Origin of the sequence: Nocardia sp. NPDC052254 (genome assembly GCF_040679495.1) — a bacterium.
GTDB lineage: Bacteria > Actinomycetota > Actinomycetes > Mycobacteriales > Mycobacteriaceae > Nocardia.
The window spans coordinates 68809-91869 of the sequence record NZ_JBFAUW010000002.1; the positions used below are offsets into that span (position 1 = coordinate 68809).

A 23061-nucleotide genomic window follows, 5' to 3' on the forward strand; every position below is an offset into this window, starting at 1 on the left:
CCGGAAACGGTTCGAGCCCGCAACGCGGGCTCGAACCGTGGATGTCGGTGGACGACTACATGGCAACCTTCTGCTGACGCTGAGCGCGGAAGAACTCCGCCCAGGAGGTGACCTCGGGATGCTGCTTGAGCAGTGCACGCCGCTGCCGCTCGGTCATCCCGCCCCACACACCGAACTCCACGCGATTGTCCAGCGCGTCGGCACCGCACTCCATGAGCACCGGGCAATGCCGACAGATGGTGGCAGCCTTGCGCTGGGCCGCACCGCGGACGAACAGCTGGTCGGGATCCACTTCCTTGCATCGGGCCTGGGACACCCAGGCGATTCTCGCTTCGGCCTGCTCCACGTCCAATCGAGCGATGGGGGTAGTCATGTGCATTTGGTGTGCCCCTTTGCAGTCCGAACACCGGGTCAACGGCGCTCCGGAATCGCGTACAGCTCACAGCAACCCAACCCCGCTGCGTTCCGCACCACATTCCACTTTGAGTGTTAGCTCTATCACACTGGGTTCTCAATCTAGGTAAAGGTATGGGGCGAGCGCAAGACCGTGCCCGGATTTTCTGGTACGCCCGTCCCTGCGGAAGGCTTGTGACCTGCCACCACGGCTCGCCGCCGACCGTGCACCTCGCGTGTGACGGCGGGCCAATTAGGCTGGGGCGCGTGCCGATCTCACAAACGCTCGCGAGGCTCGCCGGCGCCTGCGTACTAGCGGCCGTACTCCTCGCCGGATTGATGTTTCCACTCGCCGGCGGTTTCGGGTACATGTCGAACCGCGCAGCCGATGCCGTGGACAACGTTTCATCGGAATTGGTGGAGGGCACCGCACCGGCGGTGTCCACGATGGTCGATGCCACCGGTGCCCCGATCGCCTGGCTGTACGAGCAGAGACGTTTCGAGGTGCCCAGCGACAAGATCGCCAACGACATGAAGTTGTCGATCGTCTCCATCGAGGACAAACGTTTCGCCGAACACGGCGGCGTCGATTGGCAGGGCACGCTGCGTGCATTCCTGACCAACACCTCGAGCGGTGAAGTCCAGCAGGGTGCCTCGACCATCGACCAGCAGTACGTCAAGAACTTCCAGCTGCTGGTGGTCGCGAAGACCGACGCCGAACGCCGGGCCGCGATCGAGACCACACCCGCCCGCAAGCTCCGCGAAATCCGGATGGCCCTGACCCTGGAGAAAGAGCTCACCAAGGACGAGATCCTGACCCGGTACCTGAATCTGGTGCCCTTCGGTAACGGCTCCTACGGAATTCAGGACGCCGCGCAGACCTATTTCGGCGTCGACGCCAAGGACTTGAAGGTCGCCCAGGCCGCGATGCTGGCCGGCATGGTCCAGTCCAGCTCCAAACTCAACCCGTACACCAATCCCCAGGGCGTGACGGAGCGCCGCAATACGGTGCTGGACACGCTGATCCAGAACATCCCCAGCCGGGCCGAGGAATTCCGGGCCGCCAAGGAACAGCCCCTGGGCGTGCTGCCGGAGCCGAAGGGATTGCCCCGCGGTTGTATCTCCTCGGGCGACCGCGGCTACTTCTGCGATTACGCGCTGCAGTATCTGGCCAATGCCGGGATCAGCAAAGACCAGATCGACAAGGGCGGATACACGATCCGCACCACCCTGGATCCGAACGTGCAGAATTCGATGAAGGCCGCCGTGAATTCGGTGACCGATCCGAATCTGCCGGATGTCGCCGAGGTCTCGAGCATCATCGCGCCCGGTCAGGACGCCCATCACATTCTCGCGATGACCTCGAGTCGCACCTACGGCCTGGATCAGGGCGCACACGAAACCGTGCAACCACAGCCGTATTCGATGGTCGGTGACGGCGCGGGCTCGATTTTCAAGATCTTCACCACGGCCGCGGCGATGGAGAAGGGACTGGGCATCAACGCCGAACTCGATGTGCCCTCGTTCTTCGCGGCCAAGGGGATGGGTAACGGTGGTGCCGCCGGTTGTCCGCCGGCCACCTACTGCGTGAAGAATGCCGGTAACTACCGGTCACCGATGTCGGTGACCGAGGCCCTCGCGCAATCACCGAACACCGCGTTCGTGAAGCTGATCCAGGACGTCGGCGTCACCCCCACGGTCGATATGGCGATCCGGCTGGGAATGCGCTCCTACGCCGATGCGGGGACCTCGGGACACGGCAATCAGAGCCTGGCCGACATGATCAAGCAGCAGAATCTGGGGTCGTTCACCCTCGGCCCGGTCGCGATCAATCCGCTGGAGTTGTCGAATGTCGCGGCCACCATCGCCTCGGGCGGCAAATGGTGCCCGCCCTCACCGATCGCGGAGGTGCTCGATCGCGACGGCAAGCAGGTCCCGCTGACCCAGCAGGCCTGTGAGCAGGTCGTCGAACCCGGTTTGGCGAACACCCTGGCCAACGCACTGAGCCAGGACGCTGTCGGCGGAACCGCGGCCGGTTCCGCCCGTGCCGCGGGCTGGAACGTCCCGGTGTCGGCGAAGACCGGAACCACCGAGACACACCGCTCCTCGGCGTTCTTCGGATTCACCAATGCGATGGCGGGCGCCGCCTACATCTACGGCGACTCCCCGACCCCCGGCGAGATCTGCTCGTTCCCGCTGCGCAGCTGCGGCGACGGCAATCTCTACGGTGGTAACGAACCGGCTCGCAGCTGGTTCAGCGGTATCAAACCGGCCCTCGACAAATTCCCGCCGACGGTCCTGCCCCCGGTCGACGACAAGTACGTGCGCGGGGCGAACAACGCTCAGATTCCGGACGTGAACGGCATGTCGGAAGCGGAGGCACGGTCCATGCTCATCGGCGCCGGATTCCAGGTCTCCACGGTGACCTCACCGGGTTCGGCCGCCAAGGGCACGGTCACCGCGACCACCCCGAACGGTTCGGCGATTCCCGGATCGGTGATCACCGTGCTGGTCAGTGACGGCACGCAGCGGGAGATACCGAAGCCGGGTCCGGCCGCACCGCCACCGGGCCTGCCGGGTCTACCGGGGCTTCCGGTACCGCGGCTGCCACCGATTCCGATCCCGTTGCCGCGATAGCGGCTTGTCGAAATGAGCGAGGGCCGGCGAATGTGGGAAACACATTCGCCGGCCCTCGGCATCTCCGGCCCTGCCGGACCACGGACTACAGCCGCGACCGGACCGCAGCCGAGATCCGCGAACCGTCCGCGCGACCGGCGGCCAGTGCCGTCGCGATCTTCATGACCTGGCCCATCTGTTTCATCCCGGGGCGCTCGCCGATCTCCTCGGCCACATCGGCGATGGCGGTGTCGGCGAGATCGGCGACCTCGGCATCGGTGAGTGGTGTCGGCAGGTATTCGTCGATGATCTCCTGTTCGGCCCGCTCGTTGGCCGCGAGCTCACCGCGACCGGCCTGTTCGTAGACCACCGCGGCCTCGTTGCGCTTCTTTGCCTCCTTGCCGAGAACCGCGATCACTTCGGCGTCCGACAGTTCCTTGGCCTCGGAGCCGGCGACCTCGGCGTTCTGCACGGCCGCCACCAGCATCCGCAGCGTGTTGAGGCGCAGGGCGTCCTTGGCCTTCATCGCCGCGGTCAGATCGGCGCGCAACTTCGATTTGAGTTCCGACATGCGCCACACGCTAGCCGCTGGGCATGAACGCCCCCACCGCATTTATCTCGATCGCCAGCGTGTCGACACGCGCACAGCCAGACAATCCGGATGCCTGTGCGGAATCACACTCGGTATTCGTCACACTGGTCGCCTATTCTGGTCTGATGCCCGTATTCTCGTCCCCCGCACTTCGACGAGCAGCGCTGGGCTCCGGAGCCAAGATCGCCGCGGCGGCCGCCGGTACCGCGGTGGCCGGAATCGGCTACGCCTCGCTGATCGAACGCAATGCCTTCGTCCTCCGTGAGGCCACGATGCCGGTGCTGCAGCCGGGCTCGTCGAGCCTACGTGTTCTGCACATCAGCGATCTCCACATGACGCCAGGTCAGAAGCTCAAACAGGCTTGGGTTCGAGAACTGGCCGCTTTGGAACCCGATCTGGTCGTCAACACCGGTGACAATCTCGCGCATCCGAAATCGGTACCGGCGGTCGTGCAGTCGCTGTCCTCGCTGCTGGGGCGTCCGGGCATCTTCATCTTCGGCAGTAACGACTACTTCGCGCCGGTCCCGAAGAATCCGCTGAAGTATTTCGACAAGAACCACAAGCGGCAGCTCGGCGATCCGCTGCCCTGGCAGGATCTGCGCGCGGCGTTCACCGAACGCGGCTGGCTCGATCTGACCCATGTCCGGCGCGATCTCGAGGTCGCCGGTATCAAGATCTCCACCGCCGGTGTGGACGATCCGCATCTCGTCCGCGACCGGTACGACACCATCGCTGGAACCCCGAATCCGCTGGCGGACTTGAGCATCGGGCTCACCCATTCACCCGAACCCCGGGTGCTGGACCGGTTCGCCGACGATGGATACGACCTGGTGCTGGCCGGGCACACCCACGGCGGTCAGTTGTGCATGCCCGGATACGGCGCGTTGGTCACCAACTGCGGAATCGACCGATCGCGGGTGAAGGGACCTTCACGCTGGGGTGCGCACACCAGATTGCACGTATCGGCCGGTCTCGGCACTTCGCCGTGGGCGCCGTACCGGTTCTGCTGCCGTCCCGAGGCGACCCTGCTGACACTGGTGGCCGCGCCGCCGAAACGCCCTGTTGCCGACACTGGTCATGGCGTGTCCGAATCGGAGGCCGTGGCGCGCTAGGGTGTCGTGCCGAGGCACGACAGCAGGCAGGGGTACACGGTGGGCACTGGGTTCGGACAGAACGGTGGTGGGTTCGAGCCGGACGACGCCCCGGACGACAGGCGCGACTGCGCGCCCCCGGCCGGCTTCCCCGAGGCCGCACCCACCGAGGCGATCCCGCGCACTCCGGAGGGTGTGACCAAACCACCTGCGTCGCAGGCAACCCCGTGGTCGCGTCCGGATCCCGCCGCAGCTCACGGCGGTCCGGCCGGTTTCGCACCGCCCGGCCCCGGAGTCTCGCCCCCTGGCGGGGGTTTCGGAGTCCCCGAGCCGGGCACGACGTCTCCCGGCGGGGCGGCCCACGGACCCGGGTTCGGTGGGACCGATGCACCCACAACGGCATTCGGATGGGTCGGCCAGGCGCCGGGGCCGGAGCCCGCACCGGCCCCGAATTTCGGGCCACAGTACGCCTTCCCGCCGGTGCCGGGCCCTGGTGCGCAACCTGGTGCCCCACAAGAACATTCGGGCTGGAACCAGGCGCAGCATCCGGCGACCGCGCAGTTCCAGCCGCCGGCGCAACCGCCACCCGGCCGGCCGCCGCGGCGCCGGAAAGTATTACTGCTCAGCGGGATCGGCGTGGTGGTCGTCATCGCCATCGGTGTGACGGTGGCGATCATCGCGAGCCGGAACCCGGAAGGTTCGACCACCGCGAAGTCCGGAACCCCCTCCATGGTGAGCGCTCTGAGCAGTGAAAATCGGCTTCCCCCACCGCAATCGCCGCCCGCCGCCCCATCGTCGCAGCCGGCTCCCGAGCCACGGCCCGTCCCGGCGGTCCCACCCGGCGAGGCACCGCCGCCGACGATCCTCGGCTATCAAGTGGTACAGATTCTCGACCGCGGTGCCGCCTACGACGCGCCCGCGGGATGGAAGCCCGCCGAGGTGACGACCGCGGTGTGGGGCAGCGGCTCCGACACGATCGAGGTCGCCGGGCTCACCCAGGACGGCAAGAACTACTGCCCGAACTACACCCGCACCAATGCCTTCCTGACCTTGTCCCAGCAACCGGATCCGGCCGCGGCCGCCGCCGACATCGGGAAGCGGATCGGCGCATTCGGCTGGACCGACGCCAGGGTCGGTACGCCCGGCGCCGCGGAACCGATGGTCTCGGCCGACGGCCAGCTGCACGGCGCCTTCGTCGAGACCACCGGCAGCGCGCCCGCCCCGGCGCCCGGCTGCGCGACCACCTTCACGGTGTACACCTTCGCGTTCCCGAGCGAGAACGGGAACTTCGTCATGACCATCGCCGCCGACACCGGCGTGGACCAGTCCGTGGACAAGGCGACCGCCAAGCGGATCCTTTCCACCATCCGCCCGCTGCCGGCCCGGTAACCAGCGGATTTAATGTTCCGGACTCGGCTGCTGTAAGCTACGACAGGCTCAACTCACGGGGTGTGGCGCAGCTTGGTAGCGCGCTTCGTTCGGGACGAAGAGGTCGCAGGTTCAAATCCTGTCACCCCGACTCGTGTGTGGAGACACGGTAGAGGCCCTGACCAATCCACAGGTCAGGGCCTCTTGCTTTGTCCGGGTGCGCGGGGTCACCGCGGGGGTGGCGATCTTCGCACGGCGGGTCGCCCAACGCGCCACACGATTTGGGACGGTCCGGAAAAGCCTGTGCTACAACTAGCTTCGTGGCTGGACTCCTCGGAATTGTGGTGATCCTCGGGATCATCATCCTCATCGTCGGCATGGTGTTCGTGGGCGTCACTCTGGTCAAGGCGTCCGGGAAGCGAAACGCTCAGCCGGGTGTGCCCCTGTATCCGGAGCAGAACGGGCAGTGGCACGGCGCCGCACCGGGCGCACCCGCTCAGCAGTCTCAGTGGCCACAGCGGCCATACGGCCGCTGACCAGCCCTCCGGGCGAACCGCTCAGGACGGTTCCAGGTCTGCCAGCATGTGCTGCTGATGGCGGTGACCGACGGTTTCGTAACCGATCACGGTGATGAACGGAGAGATCGTCACGACGATCAGGCAGACGGCGATCGAGACTCCGACCGCGGCGAGGATCATCGCGGCGGCCAGCACGACCGCGGTCAGGGCCAGCAGCAGGATGTGGAACGGATCCGGAGCCGACAACAGCAGCGTGTGCAACAGGTACACCATCAGCAGATAGAGGCCGACCGGGAGCGCCAGCGTCGCGACGACCGCGACCGGCCCGATGCGCGAATGGTGTTCGAGTTGCAGACCCGCGACGTGCAGACCCGCACCCGCACCCGCGATACCCATGTAGAGCGGGAAGTGGCCGTAGCCGAACAGATAGCCCCGATTGCGGCGCTGGGCCAGGATGTCGCCGAACGGGGTGGTGAAGTACACCCACCACATTCCGAAGGTCAGGCCCACACCCGCCACGACGATGGCGATGGCGTCGGCACTCCAGTGGGTGCCGTCCGCACCACCGAGCAGATCACCGGAGGAGGCGATGGTGCCGACCACCCCCTCGCCCAGGGTGATGATCGCGAACAGGCTGTAGCGCTCGGCGACATGGTGTGGGTGCCACGGAGTTCCGCCGGCGCGGCCCTGCGTGATCACCGGCAGCAGAAGTTCGAGCACGCCGAGTACGAGGACGCCGGTGATCACCACCGCCAGTGGCAGATGAACGAATCCGATTATCACCCAGCCGATCTGAGCGATCACCGTCCAGCGCATATTCGCGGCGCCGACGCTGCGGAACTGTGGCGACTCGCGTGCGGCGCGACCCCACTGCAACACCATCGCGACCCGCATGACGACATACCCGATGACCATGACCCGCAGCTCGAGGTGATCGCCCTGCTCGACCGAGTGAAACATCGCGGGCAATCCGAGCGCGAAGACGACCACACCGATCATCTGCAGCATGGTCAGTACCCGGTCGAGCCAGTCGTCGGTGGCGAAGGCCGAGGCGAACCAGCTGAAATTGATCCATGCGAGCACGATCGCGAACATCGCCAGAATGAAGGCCAGCACCGCCTTGCCCGGATGCCCGGCCGCGACCATCTCGGCGAAGTACGAGGCCGCGGTACCGACCGCGACCACGAAGGTCAGATCGAACAGCAGCTCCAGGGGTGAGGACACGCGGCCCTGCTCGTCGGGATCGCGGCCGATCATCGGTACGAGACGATGCGCCAGCCCGCGGGCCGCGGTCGGTACGGAGTCGCTCATATCCAGCATGATGCCGCACCGCCGGGGAGAATCGCGGCGATGCGGCCGACACACTACTTACCCGCCGCCTCCGGCGTCTGCACCAGCGAATTGAACTTGTTGGTGTAGAACTTGCCCGGATCCAACGTGTGGTCGATGCCCCCGGTGTCCTCCAGCCAGCTCTGCCATCTGGTGAAATCCTCGTCCGACATTTTTCCGTAGCGGGCCGGAACACCCACGGACAGCCAGTATTTCAGCGTCGAGGTGTCCTCCCCGGCGCGGTGCCGGCCGTTGATGATGTCGGTGAACTTCGCGATCACCTGATCGCGCGGGGTGGTGCGCTCCCACTCCAGAGCCTTCGCAACGCCGGTGGTGAAGGTGCGAACCACATCGGGATTCTTCGCGATGAAATCATTGCGGAAGACGTAGGGACCACCATTGATCGGCCCGCCGTATTCGTCGAGTTCGGTGAAGATCGGGCGAATTCCGCCGGTCGCCAGCGCACGCTGCTGGAATTGCCCGTTCAAGGCCGCCGCATCGATCTGGCCCTGCCGCAGCGCGTGTTCGATATTCGGTGGCGGCAGCGCCACCAGCTGCACCGATTTGATCTGATCGACGCTCAATCCGGCCTTCTTCAGCGCATCGTGAATATCGGCCTCGTTCTGACCGCCGAGCGTATTGACGCCGACCTTTTTCCCGACCAGGTCGGCGGCCGTGCGGATCGGGCTGTTGTCCAGCGCGTAGTAGCCCTGGAAGGATTTCTCGTCCGACCCGTAGTAGTTGACGACCGCCGTGATGGGCGCACCGGTCCCGGCCAGCTTGGCGACCGCACCGGCGAAAGCGCCACCGAAGTCGACCTGCCCGGTCGCGGCGGTCTGGATTTCCTGTGGCCCGCTGATGGTGTTGCCGGCATAGTCGAGTTTGATCTTGCCGTCGAAGAATCCGAGATTCTCCGCGAGCTCCGGAAGAGTGACCTGATCGGTCCAGCCCAGATATCTGAGGGACGTGACGCCGTTCTCGGTATGGGCTGCCCCGCCGTTGCCGCAGGCGCTGAGTAGCATGGCCGCGGCCGATCCGGCTGCGAATATCGATAGTGCTGTGCGAATACGTCCGGACATCAGGTAATTCCTCTCGACACTGCGCACGACGGCACGGTGGCGCCTGTCGGCTCGGCCGAGCATAGGTGTGGCACAACGTGAAGCCGCCCCTTTGAATCACGGCGATCCGGACCCTGAAATCAGCCGCGGTGACATTTCCGAGGCAATTCCGGAACCATTGCGTTCGGTACGAACCGAACCCTTTCGACACCATCGCGAATACGGTAGAGCTGGTGTGGGGCACATCCGTGCCCGAGCAGCCCGATACCCGAACGAGAACGAAGGTTGCGCGATGGCCGACCGCACACTCCCCGTACTCGATCTCGCCACGGCGAATTCGGCACCGGACCGTTTTCGTGCCGAACTGCGCTCCGCCACAAACGAATTCGGATTCTTCTATCTGATCGGTCACGGAATCGCACCCGAGCGCAGCGCCGAACTGCTCGGGCTGGCTCGACGGTTCTTCGCACTGCCCGATGCGGCCAAGCAGGAGATCGGTCAGCTGCGCAGCCCGCAGTTTCGCGGCTATTCCCGGCTGGGCGGTGAACTCACCAACGGCCGCGTCGACTGGCGGGAACAGATCGATATCGGCCCCGAGGCCGAGGTGATTCCCGGCGCACAGGGCTATCACCGGCTGCAGGGCCCCAACCTCTGGCCCTCCGCGTTGCCCGAACTTCGTCCCGCACTGCAGGCCTGGGACGAGTCGCTGGCAGGTGTCGGCCGATCGTTGCTGCGGCACTGGGCAGCGGCACTGGGCGCGAACGAAAAATTCTTCGACCCGGCCTTCGCCGACCGGCCCGCGACCCTGATCAAGGTCGTGCGCTACCCCGGTAATCCCGATAATCCGCAGGGGGTCGGCGCGCACAAGGATTCCGGTGTGCTGACCCTGTTGCTGGTCGAACCGGATTCCCGGGGCCTGCAGGTGGAATCGTCGTCCGGGGAATGGGTGGACGCACCACCGCTGCCCGGTGCGTTCATCGTCAATATCGGAGAACTTCTCGAGGTCGCCACCGGTGGTTATCTACGGGCCACCCGCCATCGCGTTCTCGCGCCGGAACCCGGCACCGACCGGATCTCCATCCCGTACTTCCACAATCCGGCATTGGACGCCCGGATTCCCCTGCTACCGCTGCCGCCGGAACTGGCCGCCGCAGCACGCGGGGTCACCGTGGATCCGGCGAATCCGATTTTCGACACCTACGGCGAGAATGCCTGGAAATCGAGGATCCGCGCGCATCCGGACGTCGCCGAACTCCATCACGGCATCGCGCCGAGCGCCCCGGCATCGGCCTACTGACTCACCGCTTGCGGCCGATTCCGGCGGCGATGCAGCGGCGTACTTCCGACAGCGGGGCCAGGCGTGGACCGTCCGGCCACCAATCGTCGGCCAGCACCAGACCGGGTTCGATCATGTCGAGCTCGCCGAACATCGCCCGAATCTCGTCACCCGTGCGGAAGCGGCCGCTGCCCATCGGGCTGTGGACGAATTTCTCCTCCATCTTGCGGGCGAGATCGCTGAGCTCGGGCTCCTCCGGATCGTAGAAATGCGCGAGCGCGAGATAGGACCCCGAGGGCAGGGTATCGATGTAGGTCTGCATCACCGCCGGGCCGTCGTCACCCAGGTAATGGTGCAGGGTGCCGATCTGGAACACGGCGAGCGGCCGATCGAAATCGATTTCGGAGCGGACCGTGCGATCGGTGAGCACCTCGTGCGGGCGGAAGATATCGCCGGAAACGATGCTGGTCCGCGGATTCTCGCCGAGCAGCGCCCGGCCGTGCGCCAGCACCATGGGGTCGTTGTCGACGTAGACGACCTTGGCATCCGGCTGGATGCGCTGCACGACCTGGTGGGTGTTCTCGGAGGTGGGCAGCCCGGAGCCGAGATCGAGATACTGGTCGATACCCGCCTGAGAGGCCAGGAAGCGGCAGGCCCGGATCAGAAAATCGCGATTGGCCCAGGCCAGATCGTTGACCTGGGGTGCCACCGTGCGCACCTGCGCCAGTACTTCCCGGTCGACCTCGAAATTGTCCTTGCCGTTCAACGCCGCATCGTAGACGCGCGCGATGCTGGCACGGGCGGTATCCACTCCGACCGGCACCACACTCGGGTACGCGGCAGAAGACTGTGTCATGCAGACTCCCCTGGCATCGCTGTCGATTGCGCACTGCTGTAACGAGTCTCCCGTATCGATGCCTCTCGCGCGGGTGTACCGCCACATTTCCCGTGACGGTTCTCGCGATGGGAGCGCGACGCAGGTGTGCATCCCGCGCGATCGCGCCACTGTGATCAGGATTCGGCCTGATCCACGGCCGTCACTGTCGTTCGATCAGCGAATCCGCTACCCGGACCAGAAGTTCCACCAGATCGCCGATGGGCGGCCGTGGCTGCCGGAACAGCCACTCGTCGACCAGTCCGTTCACCGCGCCGACCAGAGCGCCGGCGGCCAGTCCGGGCACGCCGGCGATGCGGGCCTCCGGCCCCGACATGGGCACGACCGCGAGGTCGATGACCTCCGCCCACCGATGCCGGCGCTCGCGGCGATGCCGCTCCATCCGTTCACTGACGCCGACCACTTCCACGAAGGCGACCTTGGCCCGGTAGGGGTCGGAGTCGATCGAGTTCAGATACGCGGTGAGCACGGTCGTCAGCGCGGCCCGGCCGACGGGCAGGGCACCGGCCTCGGTCAGTGCCGCGGTGACCGCCGCGGCCGCCTCGTCCTGGATCCGGTCGTATGCCGCGACCAGGACGTCCTCCCTGGTCGCGAACTCCTCGTAGAACTGGCGCCGGGACAGGCCCGCGGCCGCGCACACATCCGACAGCGAACAGTTCGGGTAGCCGCGCTCGGCAAAGATCCGGGTCGCCGCGCGCAGGAAGCGATCACGCCGTTCCGCCTTGCGCTCCGCGACGGCACGGCCACCGTAGCGGCGTTGTGCGGTCGTCACGGCACCACGGTAGCGCGCGCCGCTGTTGCGACGGAGGTCACACCTGTGCGATAGTTCGCGTCCATGTGAGACGGTGCAGTCTCACATACTCGAAGGAGGCGAGTGTGACCGAACAGTGGACACGCCGGATCCGCCGGTCAGCGGGTGCGCTGGCGGCGGCTGCGGCACTGGCCGTGCTGACGACCACGGGGATGACGGTGACCGCGGCCGCCGACCCGCCTGCGGTCGCACCCGCCGCACCGATCCCGCTACCTCCGGAGCTGGATCCCGGCTTCTACCACCCGCCGGCCGAGATCGTCGCCGCGAAGGCACCCGGCGAGATCATCGCGGCCCGCGAGGTGCACGTGGCCAACCTCGGCGCCATACCGATCAATGTGGATGCCTGGCAGGTGTCGTATCGCTCCGGCGACAGCCGGGACCGGCCGATCCCCGCCGTCGCGACGGTGCTGAAGCCACGGGGTTCGGCCCCGGACAAACTGGTGTCGATGCAGATCGCCGAGGACTCGCTGGCCGGCTACTGCGCGCCTTCCTATGCGATACAACATCTTTCAGCCGGTCCGTTGCTCGGCCAGATCGTGGCCCCCGCCGAATTCGTCATCGCGCAGGGCACACTCCAGCAGGGCTGGGCGGTCGTGATCCCCGACCACGAGGGACCCGACAACGCCTATGCGGCCGGGCCGCTCGCCGGCCGGATCACACTCGACGGCATTCGAGCGGCCCGCCGGTTCGAACCGATGCGACTGGCACCGGATGCGCGCATCGGAATGTACGGCTATTCGGGCGGTGCGATCGCCACCGGGCACGCGGCGGAGTTGCAGCACACCTACGCACCGGAACTGAATATCGTCGGCACCGCCGAGGGTGGTGTCCCGGCCGATCTCGGGATGACGCTGAATGTCGCCAACGGACAAGCGACTTCGGGCCTGGTACTGGCGGCGGTCATGGGATTGACACATGAGTACCCGGAGTTCGGGCGGTTCGTCGACGAGCACATGGATCCGCTCGGCCGGGCCGTGACGACCGTGCAGGGCGGCCTGTGCGTCCAGTACGTCAGCAGCCTGCTTCCGTTCCTGAACATCAAAGGGATGCTGCGGGTTCCGGGCGATCCGATGCAGCAGCCCGCGGTCACCGATGTGCTCGAGCGCACCAGGATGGGCAAGGCGGTTCCGGATATGCCGATGTACATCTGGCAGGGCAATCCCGATGAGATCATCCCGGTGGGTCAGGTGAACAACCTGGTCGACACCTATTGCCAAAGTCCTTCCGCCACTGTGCAGTACACCCGTGAGCACCTCGCCGAACATGTGGCCACCGAGATCTCCGGTGCGGGGCCGGCCATGCTGTGGCTGCGTGATCGACTCGACGGCGTACCCGCTCAGCCGGGCTGTCACACCGCGGACGCGGGCTGGTTGTTATTGGATCCCAACGGCTTCCAGATGCTCGCGTCGACCTTCGGTGAGACCTTCGCCTCGTTCTTCGGGAAGCCGATCGGCGTGAAATAGGCCCGCCGGAAGCGGTCCGGGGCACCGCACAACGAGGTGCGGGACACCCGAAAGGCGCACTCGGCACTACGCCGAGTGGGCCTTTCGGCTGTCACCGGTTCTCAGCGAATGCCCAACCGCCGGCTGAGCCGCAGCGTGAGCAGGGTGCTCTTGAGCTGCTTCTCGAACGGCATACCCGCCCGCGCCGAGAGCACCTGCTTCTTCTGCACGCCGATATTGACGGTGTCGGTGTACTTGAGCAGGCCCGCGTCACCGTGGCGGGTGCCCACACCGGACTGTTTCACACCGCCCGACGGGGTCATCTTCGCCGAGTAGGTGGCGACGAAACCGTCGTTGATGTTCACATTGCCGGCCTCGAGCCGATCGGCGATCCGCTCCGCGCGGGCCAGATCGGTACTCCAGACGCTGGCATTGAGCCCGTAGGTGGTGGCATTCGCCTGCCGGATGGCCTCGTTCTCGTCGGTGTAGCGGTAGATCGTGACGACGGGACCGAAGGTCTCCAGGGTCGCGTGCTCCATCTCCGGTGTCACACCGGTCAGCACCGTGGGCTCGTAGAAGGCGGGGCCGATCTCCGGTCGCGGCTTGCCCCCGGTGAGCACGGTCGCGCCCTTCGCGACCGCATCGTCCACGTGCGAGGCCACCCGGTGCATGTGATCCACCGACACCAAGGAGCCGAATTCCGGATCGGCGGTGTAGGACGCACCGGCCTTGGCGCCCAATTCCTCCGCGGCGGCGACGAACCGGCGCACGAACTCGTCGTGGACCCGATCGTGGACGTAGATGCGTTCGATGTGCATACACGCCTGGCCCGAGTTGCCGAAGACCGCGAAGACCGCGCCCGGGATGACCTCGTCGAGGTTGGCGTCCTCCAGAACGAGCATCGGATTCTTACCGCCGAGCTCCAGGCTGCAGCTGATCAGATTGCGCCCGGCGCGTTCGCCGATGGTGCGGCCGGTGGCGGTGGAGCCGGTGAACATGACGAAATCGCTGTTGTCGATCAGCGCCGGGCCGACATCGGGACCGGTACCGCAGACCACCTGGATCAGATCGCGCGGCATTCCGGCGCGGCACAGCAGGTCCACACCGTAGAGCGTGCACAGCGCGGTCTTGTTGTCCGGTTTGATCACCACCCCGTTACCCGCGATCAGCGCCGGGACCGAATCGGAGATCGAGATCGCGAACGGGAAGTTCCACGGCGCGATGACCGCCACCACGCCCTTGGGACGGTGCTGTTCGGTGGAGGTGGAGATGATGGGCATCGCACCGCCGCGCTTGGTCGGCTTCAGGATGCGCTCGGCGTGCTTGAGGTAGTGGCTGATCACCATCGGCGGATCGCACGATTCCTCGATGGCCATCCGACGCGTCTTGCCGCAGCCGATCTGAATCAGGTCCGCGATGGTATCGAGTTCGGACAGAATCAGTTCATGGGCCTTCTCGAAGACCTGCAGCCGGCTCTTGACCGACCGGCGCGCCCACTCGCGCTGCGCTGCGCGGGCCTTGTCGGCGGCCGCGGCCACATCCTCGGGCGAGGACTGCGGCAGCGCGCCCACCACGGCGCCGGTGTACACCTCGACCATCTCACGGGGTTCACGCTGCTCACCCGCGGTACCGGCGGCGATCATCCCGGTCAGGCGATCGATCAGCGTCTTCGTGATCCGCGGCGGCAGCGTGCTCGCGCCGTGCGACGTCGTCGCGTCGTCATCGTGCGACGCGGTGTCAGCGCCGCCGTGCGTCGTTGTCTCCATCAGCGATCTCCCTATACCCCGAATACCGAACACTCTGCCGCCCGTGACGGCGGTCACCATCACCCAAACTAGAACACGTTATTGTTCTGTACAACGTTGCGGGGTAACTTCGTCCGCAAAACGCGAGTAACACCATGAGGAAAGTGGGTCGGCGATGACGACGGCAGCAACTGAAACCGGTAGCAACACAGAACCACATGCGCTGCTGGAGCGGCGTGGCGCCACCCTGGTCGTCACCATGAACCGGCCGGCCGTCCGCAATGCGCTGTCGGGCGAGATGCTCGAACTGATGGTGCAGGCCTGGGACACCGTCGACAACGACCCGGAGATCCGTTCCTGCATTCTCACCGGTGCCGGCGGGGCATTCTGCGCGGGCGCGGACCTCAAGGCCATGACCAAGCAGGATCCGGCCAAGAACATGAGCGAGGGCGGCGCCTTCGACCCGACCAACATCCCGGGCCTGCTCAAGGGCCGGCGCCTGACCAAGCCGCTGATCGCGGCGGTCGAGGGTGCGGCCATCGCCGGCGGCACCGAGATCCTGCAAGGCACCGATATCCGCATCGCGGGCGAGAGCGCGAAATTCGGGGTGTCCGAGGCGCGCTGGAGCCTGTTCCCGATGGGCGGCTCGGCGGTGCGCCTGCCCCGGCAGATCCCCTACACCGTCGCCGCCGACATCCTGCTGACCGGCCGGCACATCACCGCGGCCGAGGCCAAGGAGTACGGGCTGATCGGTCACGTCGTGCCGGACGGGACCGCGCTGGACAAGGCGCTGGAGATCGCGGAGAAGATCAACGCCAACGGGCCGCTCGCGGTGCAGGCGATCCTGAAGACCATGCGCGATACCGAGGGCATGCACGAGGACGAGGCGTTCAAGATCGACGCCAAGCTCGGGCTCACCGTGTTCCGCAGCGACGACGCCAAGGAGGGCCCCCGTGCCTTCGCCGAGCGCCGCAAGCCGGAGTTCAAAGGCCACTGATACGAAAACGGGCGGGCTCCGATATCGGAGCCCGGCCGTGTCGTTTCACCAGGACAGGCCGGGCGCGGAACCCGGCCGCCCGCCTCACAATTCCGGCTTGACCATCCGAATCACCTGCTTGCGCAGGAAGTTCGGCACGAACCGGCGGGCCAGCACCAGCGGCTTGGCCGGTCCGGGGAAGATGAACAGCGGCGCCTTGGGATCGGCCACGGCCTGTTCCGCCGCATCGAGCACCTTCTCCGGCGTGACCCCCTTCTGGCCGGCGACCACCGACTCGTTCTGGGATCGAATTCCGTCCAGCAGTGGGGTTTCCACGATCGGCGGGCAGATCGAGATCACCCGCACACCCGTGCCGTGCAACTCCTGCGCCAGCGCCTCGTGGTAGCAGACGACGGCGAATTTGGACGCGGAGTAGGCGGCCAGCCCCGGTGACGGCAGCCAACCGGCCACCGAGGCGAACAGCACCAGGGTCCCGCGGCCGCGCTGCTTCATCTCCGGCACGATCGCCTGGCAGATATTGATGGTTCCGCCGTAGTTGATGTCCATCAACCGGCGCATCTCCGAAACATCATGGGTCAGAGCCGAACCCACGCGGCACAGCGCGGCCGCGTGCACCACGTGATCGATCGGCCCGAGATCGGCACGCACCTTCTCGATGACCGTCCGCACCACCTGCTCGTCGGCGACATCACAGGTGTAGGTGCTCATGTTCGGGGAACGGCGGGCGGTTTCGGCCAAGCCCGTCTCGTTGATGTCGAGTGCGGCCACCCGATAGCCCGCGGCCGCCAGCCGCTGGGCCGCCATGCGCCCCATACCGCTGGCCGCACCGGTCACCAGTGCTGTCTTGGTCATCGAACCTCCTCCGATCGTGCGGACTCCCGCATCGCGAACCCGTGGATGGATCGCCGGATCATCGCCATTCGTCCTGCCGACACCCCGGGGACCACTCCCGCACCGGCGGCGAGCGGTCAGACGACCACGGCATCCTCGAAAGTCATGCGCAGCACACCGATCCGGCTGCTGAACATCGCGCGCTTGGGCAGGCCGAGCGCCCGCATCTGATCGGCGACGGGGTGGTCGCCGAGTTCGATCCTGGTGCCGCCCACACCCATTCGCACCTGTGCGGGATTCATCACCCACGGGGTACGGCGCAGCACGCCGTCCATGAGGGTGTAGGCGGCGATCGAGGCACCACCCATTCCACCCGGCGACGGCACACCACCGGCGGTCTCCATCGCGACCACCAGGCTGCCGTCGATCCGCACCTCGCAGCGCTTGCCCCGGCGTATCGGCGTGACCTCGATGTCGGCGATCTCCTTGGGGAAGCCCCAGATCTCGCGGCCCGCGGCACAGGTGAAGGTCTGGTTCACCGGCAACCACGGGATGTACACACCGAGACCGCCGTCGTCCCCGCGCACCATCAGGGTGAGCCCGAATTCGTGGTAGGGGCCGAGATCGCCGTCCACATAGCGCACGAAGACCAGCGAGGCCACCGCCCTTCCCGCGACCAGCAGCGGTTGCAGCCCGGTCGGCGCGACGATCTCGCGCGCGGCTCGGGCGTCGACGAGAAATGTGGCCGCACAGGCGTCGGCGTCACGGATCTCGACCGGCATGCTGACTTTGTCACCGAGGACGGAATGCACCGCTGTCACCCTTCAAGTAGAACACGTTCCAGTTCACCTGGGCAGCCCCCGCCCAGAATTCCCACTCACCGGGACGGGGGCGCCCCGGCGTCAGCTCCCGACGACGAAATCGGGCGCCTGCTTCTCGGCGTGCGCCTTCGCCGCCCGATAGTCCGGCTTACCGCTGGGCGTGCGGCCGACGACATCGACCACCCAGATGCTGCGCGGCAATTTGTAGCCCGCGAGATGTGTGCGCACATGCGCCTCGAGATCGGCGAAGTCCAGCGGTCCCGCACCGTCCACCGACACCACGGCGGCGACCTGATGCCCCCAGCGCTCGTGCGGTACACCGATGACCACCACGTCGAAGACGCCGGCGTGGGATTTGACGACCGCCTCCACCTCTTCGACGAAGACCTTCTCGCCGCCGGTGTTGATGACCATGTTGCCGCGGCCGAGCAGGGTGATGTGACCGTCCGGTTCCACCCGCGCGCGGTCGTCGGTGATCACCATCCGCACGCCGTCGACGGTGCGGAACAGCTTGTCGGACTTGGCCTGATCCTTGTAGTAACCCAGCGGCACCGAACCGGTCTTGGCCATCCAGCCCTCGGCACCGGGTTCGACCGGGTGGCCCTCGTCGTCCACCACGACCGCACCGCGCCCGGTCTGCACCCGCGGGCCGCGGCCGGGATCGGCATCCTTCTCCGCCACCCCGATACCGCCGAATCCGGTCTCCGAGGAACCGATCGAATCGGTGATCATCGCATTCGGGAACAGTTCCAGCATGTCGTTCTTCACCGGCTGGGACAGCAGGGCGGCCCCGGACGCCAGCGCCACCACGGTCGAGGCGTCCACCGGCGTCCGCTGGTAGGAGGTCACCAGCGGGCGCGCCATCGCATCACCGGTCATGACCATGATGTGGGCGCCGCGAGCGGCCACCACCTGCCACACCCGATCGGGATCGAAACGCGGCTCGTAGATCACGGTCTGGCCCGACCACAGCGCGGTGAAGGTGGGCATCATCGCGGCGGCGTGGATCAGCGGCGGGAGGATCAGCCAGCGCAGCGGATCGTTACCCGAACCGACGCGGGACTGCTCGTACTCGTCGGCGACCGGGACATTGGTGTAGAAGTCGATTCCACCGCCCAGGACCCGCCACATGTCCTCCTGGCGCCACATCACCCCCTTGGGCATTCCGGTGGTGCCGCCGGTGTACATCATGAACAGATCGTCGGGGCTGCGCTCCGCGAAATCCCGTGCGGTGGAGCTGTTCTCGAACGCCTCGGCATAGGGCCTGGATTCGCTGGCGACCCCGTCACCACCCTGATCGTCGTCGACGACGAAGGCGTGCCGCAGCGTGGTGATCTGCGGGCGCACCTGATCCACCACCGGCGAGTAGCAGCGGTGGTGGATCACGGCTTCGAGATCGGCGTTGTCGTAGACGTAACGCAGTTCGTCGGCGCCGTAGCGGTAGTTGATATTGATCGGTACCGCACGCAATTTGAAGGCCGCGATCAGGGTTTCCATGGTCTCGATGCTGTTGTGCATCTGGAACCCGATATGACTACCCTCCCCCAGCCCCACCGACGCCAGGTGGTGGGCCAGCTGGTTGGCGCGATTCTCCAGATCCTGATAGGTGACCTGGCGATCGCCCTGCACCAGCGCCACCCGATCCGGCATGGCGTCCACGGCGTGCTCGAACAGGTCGGCGAAATTATTGGGCATGTGTCGAAATCTCTCGTTACGTGCGGCGTATCGGAACTAGACGACGGTCAGCGGCAGGGACTGTCGCGGCGAGAAGTGGAAGTCCGCACCCGTGCTGAACCGGGTGATGGCGACCTCGGGAACTTCCTTGAAAGGTGTTGCGGCCAGGGTTATCTCGACAACGAGCTCGGATTCGTCCCCGGCTCGGGCGTGCACATCGAAGCACGGGTTCACACCGCGGACCATCGCGGCCAGCGGTTCGAGGTGATCGGCATCGATCGCCGCCGGCCAGCCACCGTCACGCACGCCGGGGCTGTCCCGCCCGATCCGCAGTACCGCGGAATCGTGGTAGGCATCGATGCGCATGTCCACATACGGCAACGGATTCCACGCCGGATGCACTCGCAGCACCTGTGCCAGATCGCCGAATCCGGTGCCGAGTCCCAGGGTTTCGCGCAATCGCTCGGAGGTGAGTCCCGCGATACCGGCGAACTGCTTGCGGGCGATGTCGGCCATCACCTCCAGATCCGCGCGCTCCTCGACCGCGATCAGGAAGGCGAGGTTGAGCAGATGCTGCTGCAGGCACACCTCGTCGGCCATCCGGACCAGCGCCGAATGCGAGAAGTCCGAGAAATCGATATCGCTCAGCAATGGTCCGGCGTAGTCGGACCGGCCGGGTCCATCGTTCTCGATCGGCGCCAGCTCGATGTCCACCGCGGCGAATCGGGACATCCGCTCGGCATTGGCCGGTTCCTTCGGCGGCTCGTTGGCCGGGTCGATGCGAACCGTCCACGCGCACACCGGAACCCGATCGGCCGGTTGCCGGGGCGGCCGGTGGACCGGACGCACCTGCGCGTGCGGATTGGTGGCCAGCGCGGTCGCGTCGAAGGTGGGGTCCTCGATGGTGTGGCACATGGCCACCACATAGTCCTCACCCATCGGCTCGACATCGGCGAGCGCGCCGCAGTGATCCAGCCAGAACTCACCGTTGCGGTCGTCCTCGACACGGAAGCGGAAGTCCATGAACTGCGGTGGCGCACCGATATCCAGTTGCAGCCCTTTGAAAATGGTGACCACCCCGTCACCGGGGATATCGAGGGCCGCGCGCATCCGCCGGGTGTAGATCGGACTGGCCAGCTGCCATTCCTCGATCGCCACCTCGGCCATACCGTCGCGGCCGAAGGCGCCGATGGAATGCGCCATCCCGGAACGGTCGATCAGATGCCCGCACAACAGCAGTTCGGGCACCAGGATCGCCAGCTGCTCACGACCGAGCTCGGCGAACCTGCTCTGCGGCACCGCATTCACCGACATGTCGGTCACCACAGCGGGACCGGCGACTCGCCGATCTTGTACCACCCCGGCAGCGGCCCGGCACCCGAGCGCTCGATGCGTTTCTGCATACCGTCCGACAGCGCGTTCGCCGTGATCATCTCGAGGAACAGCGCCGAGACATTGCCGAAGTCGAAGAAGTCACGCTGCCAGGACCACTGGAAGTTGCCGGCGTAGCGGAACCAGCTGCCGCCGATACCCTCCGGGCTGTAGTGGCTGCCGTCGGCACGAGTGTTCTCGTTGACCTGCTTCCACAGGCCGATCACGTTGCCGCTGCGCTCGTCGATCACGAAGTCCTGGTAGGGGTAGGTCCAGCCCTCCAGGCCTTCCATCTCCTGCCCGAGGGCCAGCTCGCGGATCTCCTCACGGCCCACGGACATGAACTCCTGGGTGGGGCCGTAGTTCCAGCCGTAGGTGGCGTCCTCGGTGTACATATCGGCCAGCGGACGCCAGTCGCCCGCCTTCTCGCAGTTCTCGTTCTCCACCACCCAGCGGCGGACCATTTCGTCGAGTTCGTCCCGGTCGAATCCGGACATCGCAGTTTCCTTCACATTCGGTGTCACCGGCCGGCGCCGATGGCCTGAGTCGGGGCAACCGCCGGGCTGTGGCGATCGCGGGAGTCGTGGGTCCGTCAGCCCGGTTTCGAGAACGAGTTCAGGCCGGGAGATCCCTCGCGGTCAGCCGCGAAAGACACATAGCTGGACATGTGTCTGGACGCTACCACCGCAATCGTGACCCGACAACGGATCAACCATTTTTGCCACCGAGAAGTGGTTGCGCGGCCCGTTCCGGCGGAACCGATGAGCCGTGGTAGACACGGTGCGACAGCCGTTAGCGGATAGCTGGAATTGAAACAAGTTCTTGCGCCAAGATCAGAGTCGAACCTATAGTTCCGTACACGTGTCCAGACAGTATCGAAAGGCACCCATGAGCGGGTCCACGAACGACAGCACCACTGCCGCCGGTTTCATCGGCCTCGGCAACATGGGTGCTCCGATGGCCGAACGCCTTCTCGATCGCGCCGGTGGCCTGATCGTCTGCGATACCCGGGCGGAGGCGATGGCGCCGTTCGTGGCCGGCGGCGCCGAGCCGGCGAAAACCGCGGCCGAGGTGGCCGAACGCGCCACCGTGATCTCCGTGGTTGTCCTCAACGACGCCCAGGTCCGCTCGGTACTGACCGGGCCCGACGGCATTCTCGGCACGGCTCGGCCGGGCACGGTGGTGGCGGTGCACTCCACCATCAGCGACCGCACCGCGGAGGAACTGGCGCAAACCTGCGCCGAACATCGGGTGGAGTTCGTCGACGCGCCGGTCAGCGGTGGCGCCGCGGGTGCCAAGAAGGGCTCGCTCGCGGTCATGGTCGGTGGCAGCGACAGCGCCTTCGAGAAGGTGCGCGAGCCGTTCGGGCACTGGGCCGACCTGGTCGTACACGCCGGTGAGGTCGGCGCGGGGACCCGGATGAAACTGGCCCGCAACCTGCTGCACTTCGTCTCGTTCACCGCGACCGCGGAGGCACAGCGACTGGCCGAGGCGGCCGGGCTGAACATCGTCGATCTGGGCAAGGTCGTCCGGCATTCGGACGCGATCACCGGCGGCGCGGGCGCGATCATGTTGCGCGACACCACCGCCCCTGTCGCCGCGGACGATTTCTGGCATCCGATCTTCACCCACACCCGCGACCTCGGCGAGAAGGATCTGTCGCTCGCGCTGGCGCTGGGCGAGCGGCTCGGTGTCGAATTGCCCTTCGCCCGAAGGGCTTTGGGAGGACTCGGCGACGGTCTCGGCGTGGGTCCGGGCGATCTTTCCCGTGCGGCAGAAGAGTCCGACGCCACATCGACTTCCGAGGAGAACCATGAGCAGTGACATCGACGACCTCTCGCCCGAACAGCGTCGTGCGCGTGGGCTGGCCAAGATGGGCGAGGTGTACGGCTGGGAGGTGACCGACGGGCCCGGTGCGCATTTCGCGACGACCGTGGATCACCTGTTCGCCGATATCTGGAGCCGGCCGGAACTGACCATCCGTGATCGCCGGCTGCTGCTGCTCGGCGCGCTCACCGCGCAAGGGCTGCACGATGTGTCCGAGATCCAGGTCAGCGCCGCGCTGCGCAACGGCGAGCTGACCGAGGAACAGCTCCGCGAAATCGCGATCTTCCTGTGTCACTACACCGGCTGGGCCGCCGGTACGAAGTTCAACGACGTCGTCGGCAAGGTCGCGGCGGCCGAACAGAAGGCCGCCGCCCGCGCCGCACGATCCGCCGAGAAGTGAGGAATC

21 protein-coding genes and 1 tRNA gene are annotated in these 23061 nt (G+C 66.3%); 10 read left to right on the plus strand and 12 right to left on the minus strand.

From position 1 onward, the window contains the following. Positions 1–55 precede the first annotated feature (55 nt). Positions 56–379 carry a WhiB family transcriptional regulator gene (locus AB0L57_RS05285; protein WP_024800988.1) on the minus strand — a complete coding sequence of 108 codons (324 nt, stop codon included), beginning with the start codon at positions 377–379 and terminating at the stop codon, positions 56–58. Positions 380–660: 281 nt separating this feature from the next. On the opposite strand from AB0L57_RS05285, the gene AB0L57_RS05290 reads away from it, so the two are divergent. Then, positions 661–3030 carry a transglycosylase domain-containing protein gene (locus AB0L57_RS05290; RefSeq protein ID WP_364957529.1) on the plus strand — a complete coding sequence of 790 codons (2370 nt, stop codon included), beginning with the start codon at positions 661–663 and terminating at the stop codon, positions 3028–3030. Positions 3031–3115: 85 nt separating this feature from the next. On the opposite strand, the gene AB0L57_RS05295 is transcribed toward AB0L57_RS05290, so the two are convergent. Beyond that, positions 3116–3580, minus strand: a complete 465-nt coding sequence (locus AB0L57_RS05295) for a GatB/YqeY domain-containing protein (protein ID WP_364957532.1) — start codon at positions 3578–3580, stop codon at positions 3116–3118. 146 nt (positions 3581–3726) lie between these two features. Here AB0L57_RS05295 and AB0L57_RS05300 point away from each other — a divergent pair, with 146 nt between their 5' ends. The 4 genes from AB0L57_RS05300 to AB0L57_RS05315 all read left to right on the plus strand — a co-directional run bounded on the left by AB0L57_RS05300 (position 3727) and on the right by AB0L57_RS05315 (position 6596). Next, on the plus strand, positions 3727–4713 hold the full coding sequence (locus tag AB0L57_RS05300; RefSeq protein WP_364957535.1) for a metallophosphoesterase: 987 nt from the start codon (positions 3727–3729) through the stop codon (positions 4711–4713). 39 nt (positions 4714–4752) lie between these two features. Beyond that, the gene (locus AB0L57_RS05305; RefSeq protein WP_364957538.1) at positions 4753–6081 is read left to right on the plus strand and encodes a hypothetical protein; all 1329 of its coding nucleotides are present in this window, start codon (positions 4753–4755) and stop codon (positions 6079–6081) included. A gap of 56 nt (positions 6082–6137) precedes the next feature. Continuing rightward, a tRNA-Pro gene (locus AB0L57_RS05310) sits at positions 6138–6211 on the plus strand. A gap of 169 nt (positions 6212–6380) precedes the next feature. Continuing rightward, on the plus strand, positions 6381–6596 hold the full coding sequence (locus tag AB0L57_RS05315; protein ID WP_364957541.1) for a hypothetical protein: 216 nt from the start codon (positions 6381–6383) through the stop codon (positions 6594–6596). A gap of 21 nt (positions 6597–6617) precedes the next feature. Here AB0L57_RS05315 and AB0L57_RS05320 read toward each other — a convergent pair whose 3' ends face one another. Continuing rightward, positions 6618–7889 carry a low temperature requirement protein A gene (locus tag AB0L57_RS05320; RefSeq protein WP_364957544.1) on the minus strand — a complete coding sequence of 424 codons (1272 nt, stop codon included), beginning with the start codon at positions 7887–7889 and terminating at the stop codon, positions 6618–6620. Between the two features lie 53 nt (positions 7890–7942). After that, positions 7943–8986, minus strand: a complete 1044-nt coding sequence (locus tag AB0L57_RS05325) for an ABC transporter substrate-binding protein (protein ID WP_364957545.1) — start codon at positions 8984–8986, stop codon at positions 7943–7945. Between the two features lie 271 nt (positions 8987–9257). On the opposite strand from AB0L57_RS05325, the gene AB0L57_RS05330 reads away from it, so the two are divergent. Next, complete coding sequence (locus tag AB0L57_RS05330) at positions 9258–10262, plus strand: 2-oxoglutarate and iron-dependent oxygenase domain-containing protein (RefSeq protein ID WP_364957548.1); 1005 nt, start codon at positions 9258–9260, stop codon at positions 10260–10262. Between the two features lies 1 nt (position 10263). Here AB0L57_RS05330 and AB0L57_RS05335 read toward each other — a convergent pair whose 3' ends face one another. Continuing rightward, positions 10264–11097 carry an SAM-dependent methyltransferase gene (locus AB0L57_RS05335; protein WP_364957551.1) on the minus strand — a complete coding sequence of 278 codons (834 nt, stop codon included), beginning with the start codon at positions 11095–11097 and terminating at the stop codon, positions 10264–10266. A gap of 181 nt (positions 11098–11278) precedes the next feature. After that, the gene (locus AB0L57_RS05340; protein ID WP_364957554.1) at positions 11279–11908 is read right to left on the minus strand and encodes a TetR/AcrR family transcriptional regulator; all 630 of its coding nucleotides are present in this window, start codon (positions 11906–11908) and stop codon (positions 11279–11281) included. A gap of 191 nt (positions 11909–12099) precedes the next feature. Between AB0L57_RS05340 and AB0L57_RS05345 the strand changes: the two genes are divergently transcribed. Next, entirely contained in the window at positions 12100–13410 is a 1311-nt protein-coding gene (locus AB0L57_RS05345) for a lipase family protein (protein ID WP_364959246.1), read from the plus strand. A gap of 101 nt (positions 13411–13511) precedes the next feature. Here AB0L57_RS05345 and AB0L57_RS05350 read toward each other — a convergent pair whose 3' ends face one another. Then, positions 13512–15155 carry a succinic semialdehyde dehydrogenase gene (locus tag AB0L57_RS05350; RefSeq protein ID WP_364957557.1) on the minus strand — a complete coding sequence of 548 codons (1644 nt, stop codon included), beginning with the start codon at positions 15153–15155 and terminating at the stop codon, positions 13512–13514. Between the two features lie 154 nt (positions 15156–15309). Here AB0L57_RS05350 and AB0L57_RS05355 point away from each other — a divergent pair, with 154 nt between their 5' ends. Further along, a complete protein-coding gene (locus AB0L57_RS05355; protein WP_364957560.1) occupies positions 15310–16131 on the plus strand; it encodes a crotonase/enoyl-CoA hydratase family protein in 822 nt (273 codons plus the stop codon). An 84-nt stretch (positions 16132–16215) separates the two neighbouring features. Here the strand turns inward: AB0L57_RS05355 and AB0L57_RS05360 are convergent, their stop codons facing one another. The 5 genes from AB0L57_RS05360 to AB0L57_RS05380 all read right to left on the minus strand — a co-directional run bounded on the left by AB0L57_RS05360 (position 16216) and on the right by AB0L57_RS05380 (position 21325). Next, positions 16216–16983: an SDR family oxidoreductase gene (locus tag AB0L57_RS05360; protein ID WP_364957563.1), complete on the minus strand. Its 768-nt coding sequence runs from the start codon at positions 16981–16983 to the stop codon at positions 16216–16218. 116 nt (positions 16984–17099) lie between these two features. Further along, positions 17100–17783: an acetoacetate decarboxylase family protein gene (locus AB0L57_RS05365; RefSeq protein WP_364957566.1), complete on the minus strand. Its 684-nt coding sequence runs from the start codon at positions 17781–17783 to the stop codon at positions 17100–17102. A gap of 81 nt (positions 17784–17864) precedes the next feature. Beyond that, on the minus strand, positions 17865–19478 hold the full coding sequence (locus AB0L57_RS05370; RefSeq protein WP_364957569.1) for an acyl-CoA synthetase: 1614 nt from the start codon (positions 19476–19478) through the stop codon (positions 17865–17867). A 36-nt stretch (positions 19479–19514) separates the two neighbouring features. Then, complete coding sequence (locus AB0L57_RS05375) at positions 19515–20771, minus strand: hypothetical protein (RefSeq protein ID WP_364957572.1); 1257 nt, start codon at positions 20769–20771, stop codon at positions 19515–19517. A 5-nt stretch (positions 20772–20776) separates the two neighbouring features. Then, on the minus strand, positions 20777–21325 hold the full coding sequence (locus tag AB0L57_RS05380) for a nuclear transport factor 2 family protein (protein ID WP_364957575.1): 549 nt from the start codon (positions 21323–21325) through the stop codon (positions 20777–20779). 391 nt (positions 21326–21716) lie between these two features. On the opposite strand from AB0L57_RS05380, the gene AB0L57_RS05385 reads away from it, so the two are divergent. Both AB0L57_RS05385 and AB0L57_RS05390 read left to right on the plus strand, forming a co-directional pair. After that, entirely contained in the window at positions 21717–22652 is a 936-nt protein-coding gene (locus tag AB0L57_RS05385; protein ID WP_364957578.1) for an NAD(P)-dependent oxidoreductase, read from the plus strand. Further along, the gene (locus AB0L57_RS05390; protein ID WP_364957581.1) at positions 22642–23055 is read left to right on the plus strand and encodes a carboxymuconolactone decarboxylase family protein; all 414 of its coding nucleotides are present in this window, start codon (positions 22642–22644) and stop codon (positions 23053–23055) included. The genes AB0L57_RS05385 and AB0L57_RS05390 overlap by 11 nt, the downstream gene beginning before the upstream one ends. Positions 23056–23061 lie beyond the last annotated feature (6 nt).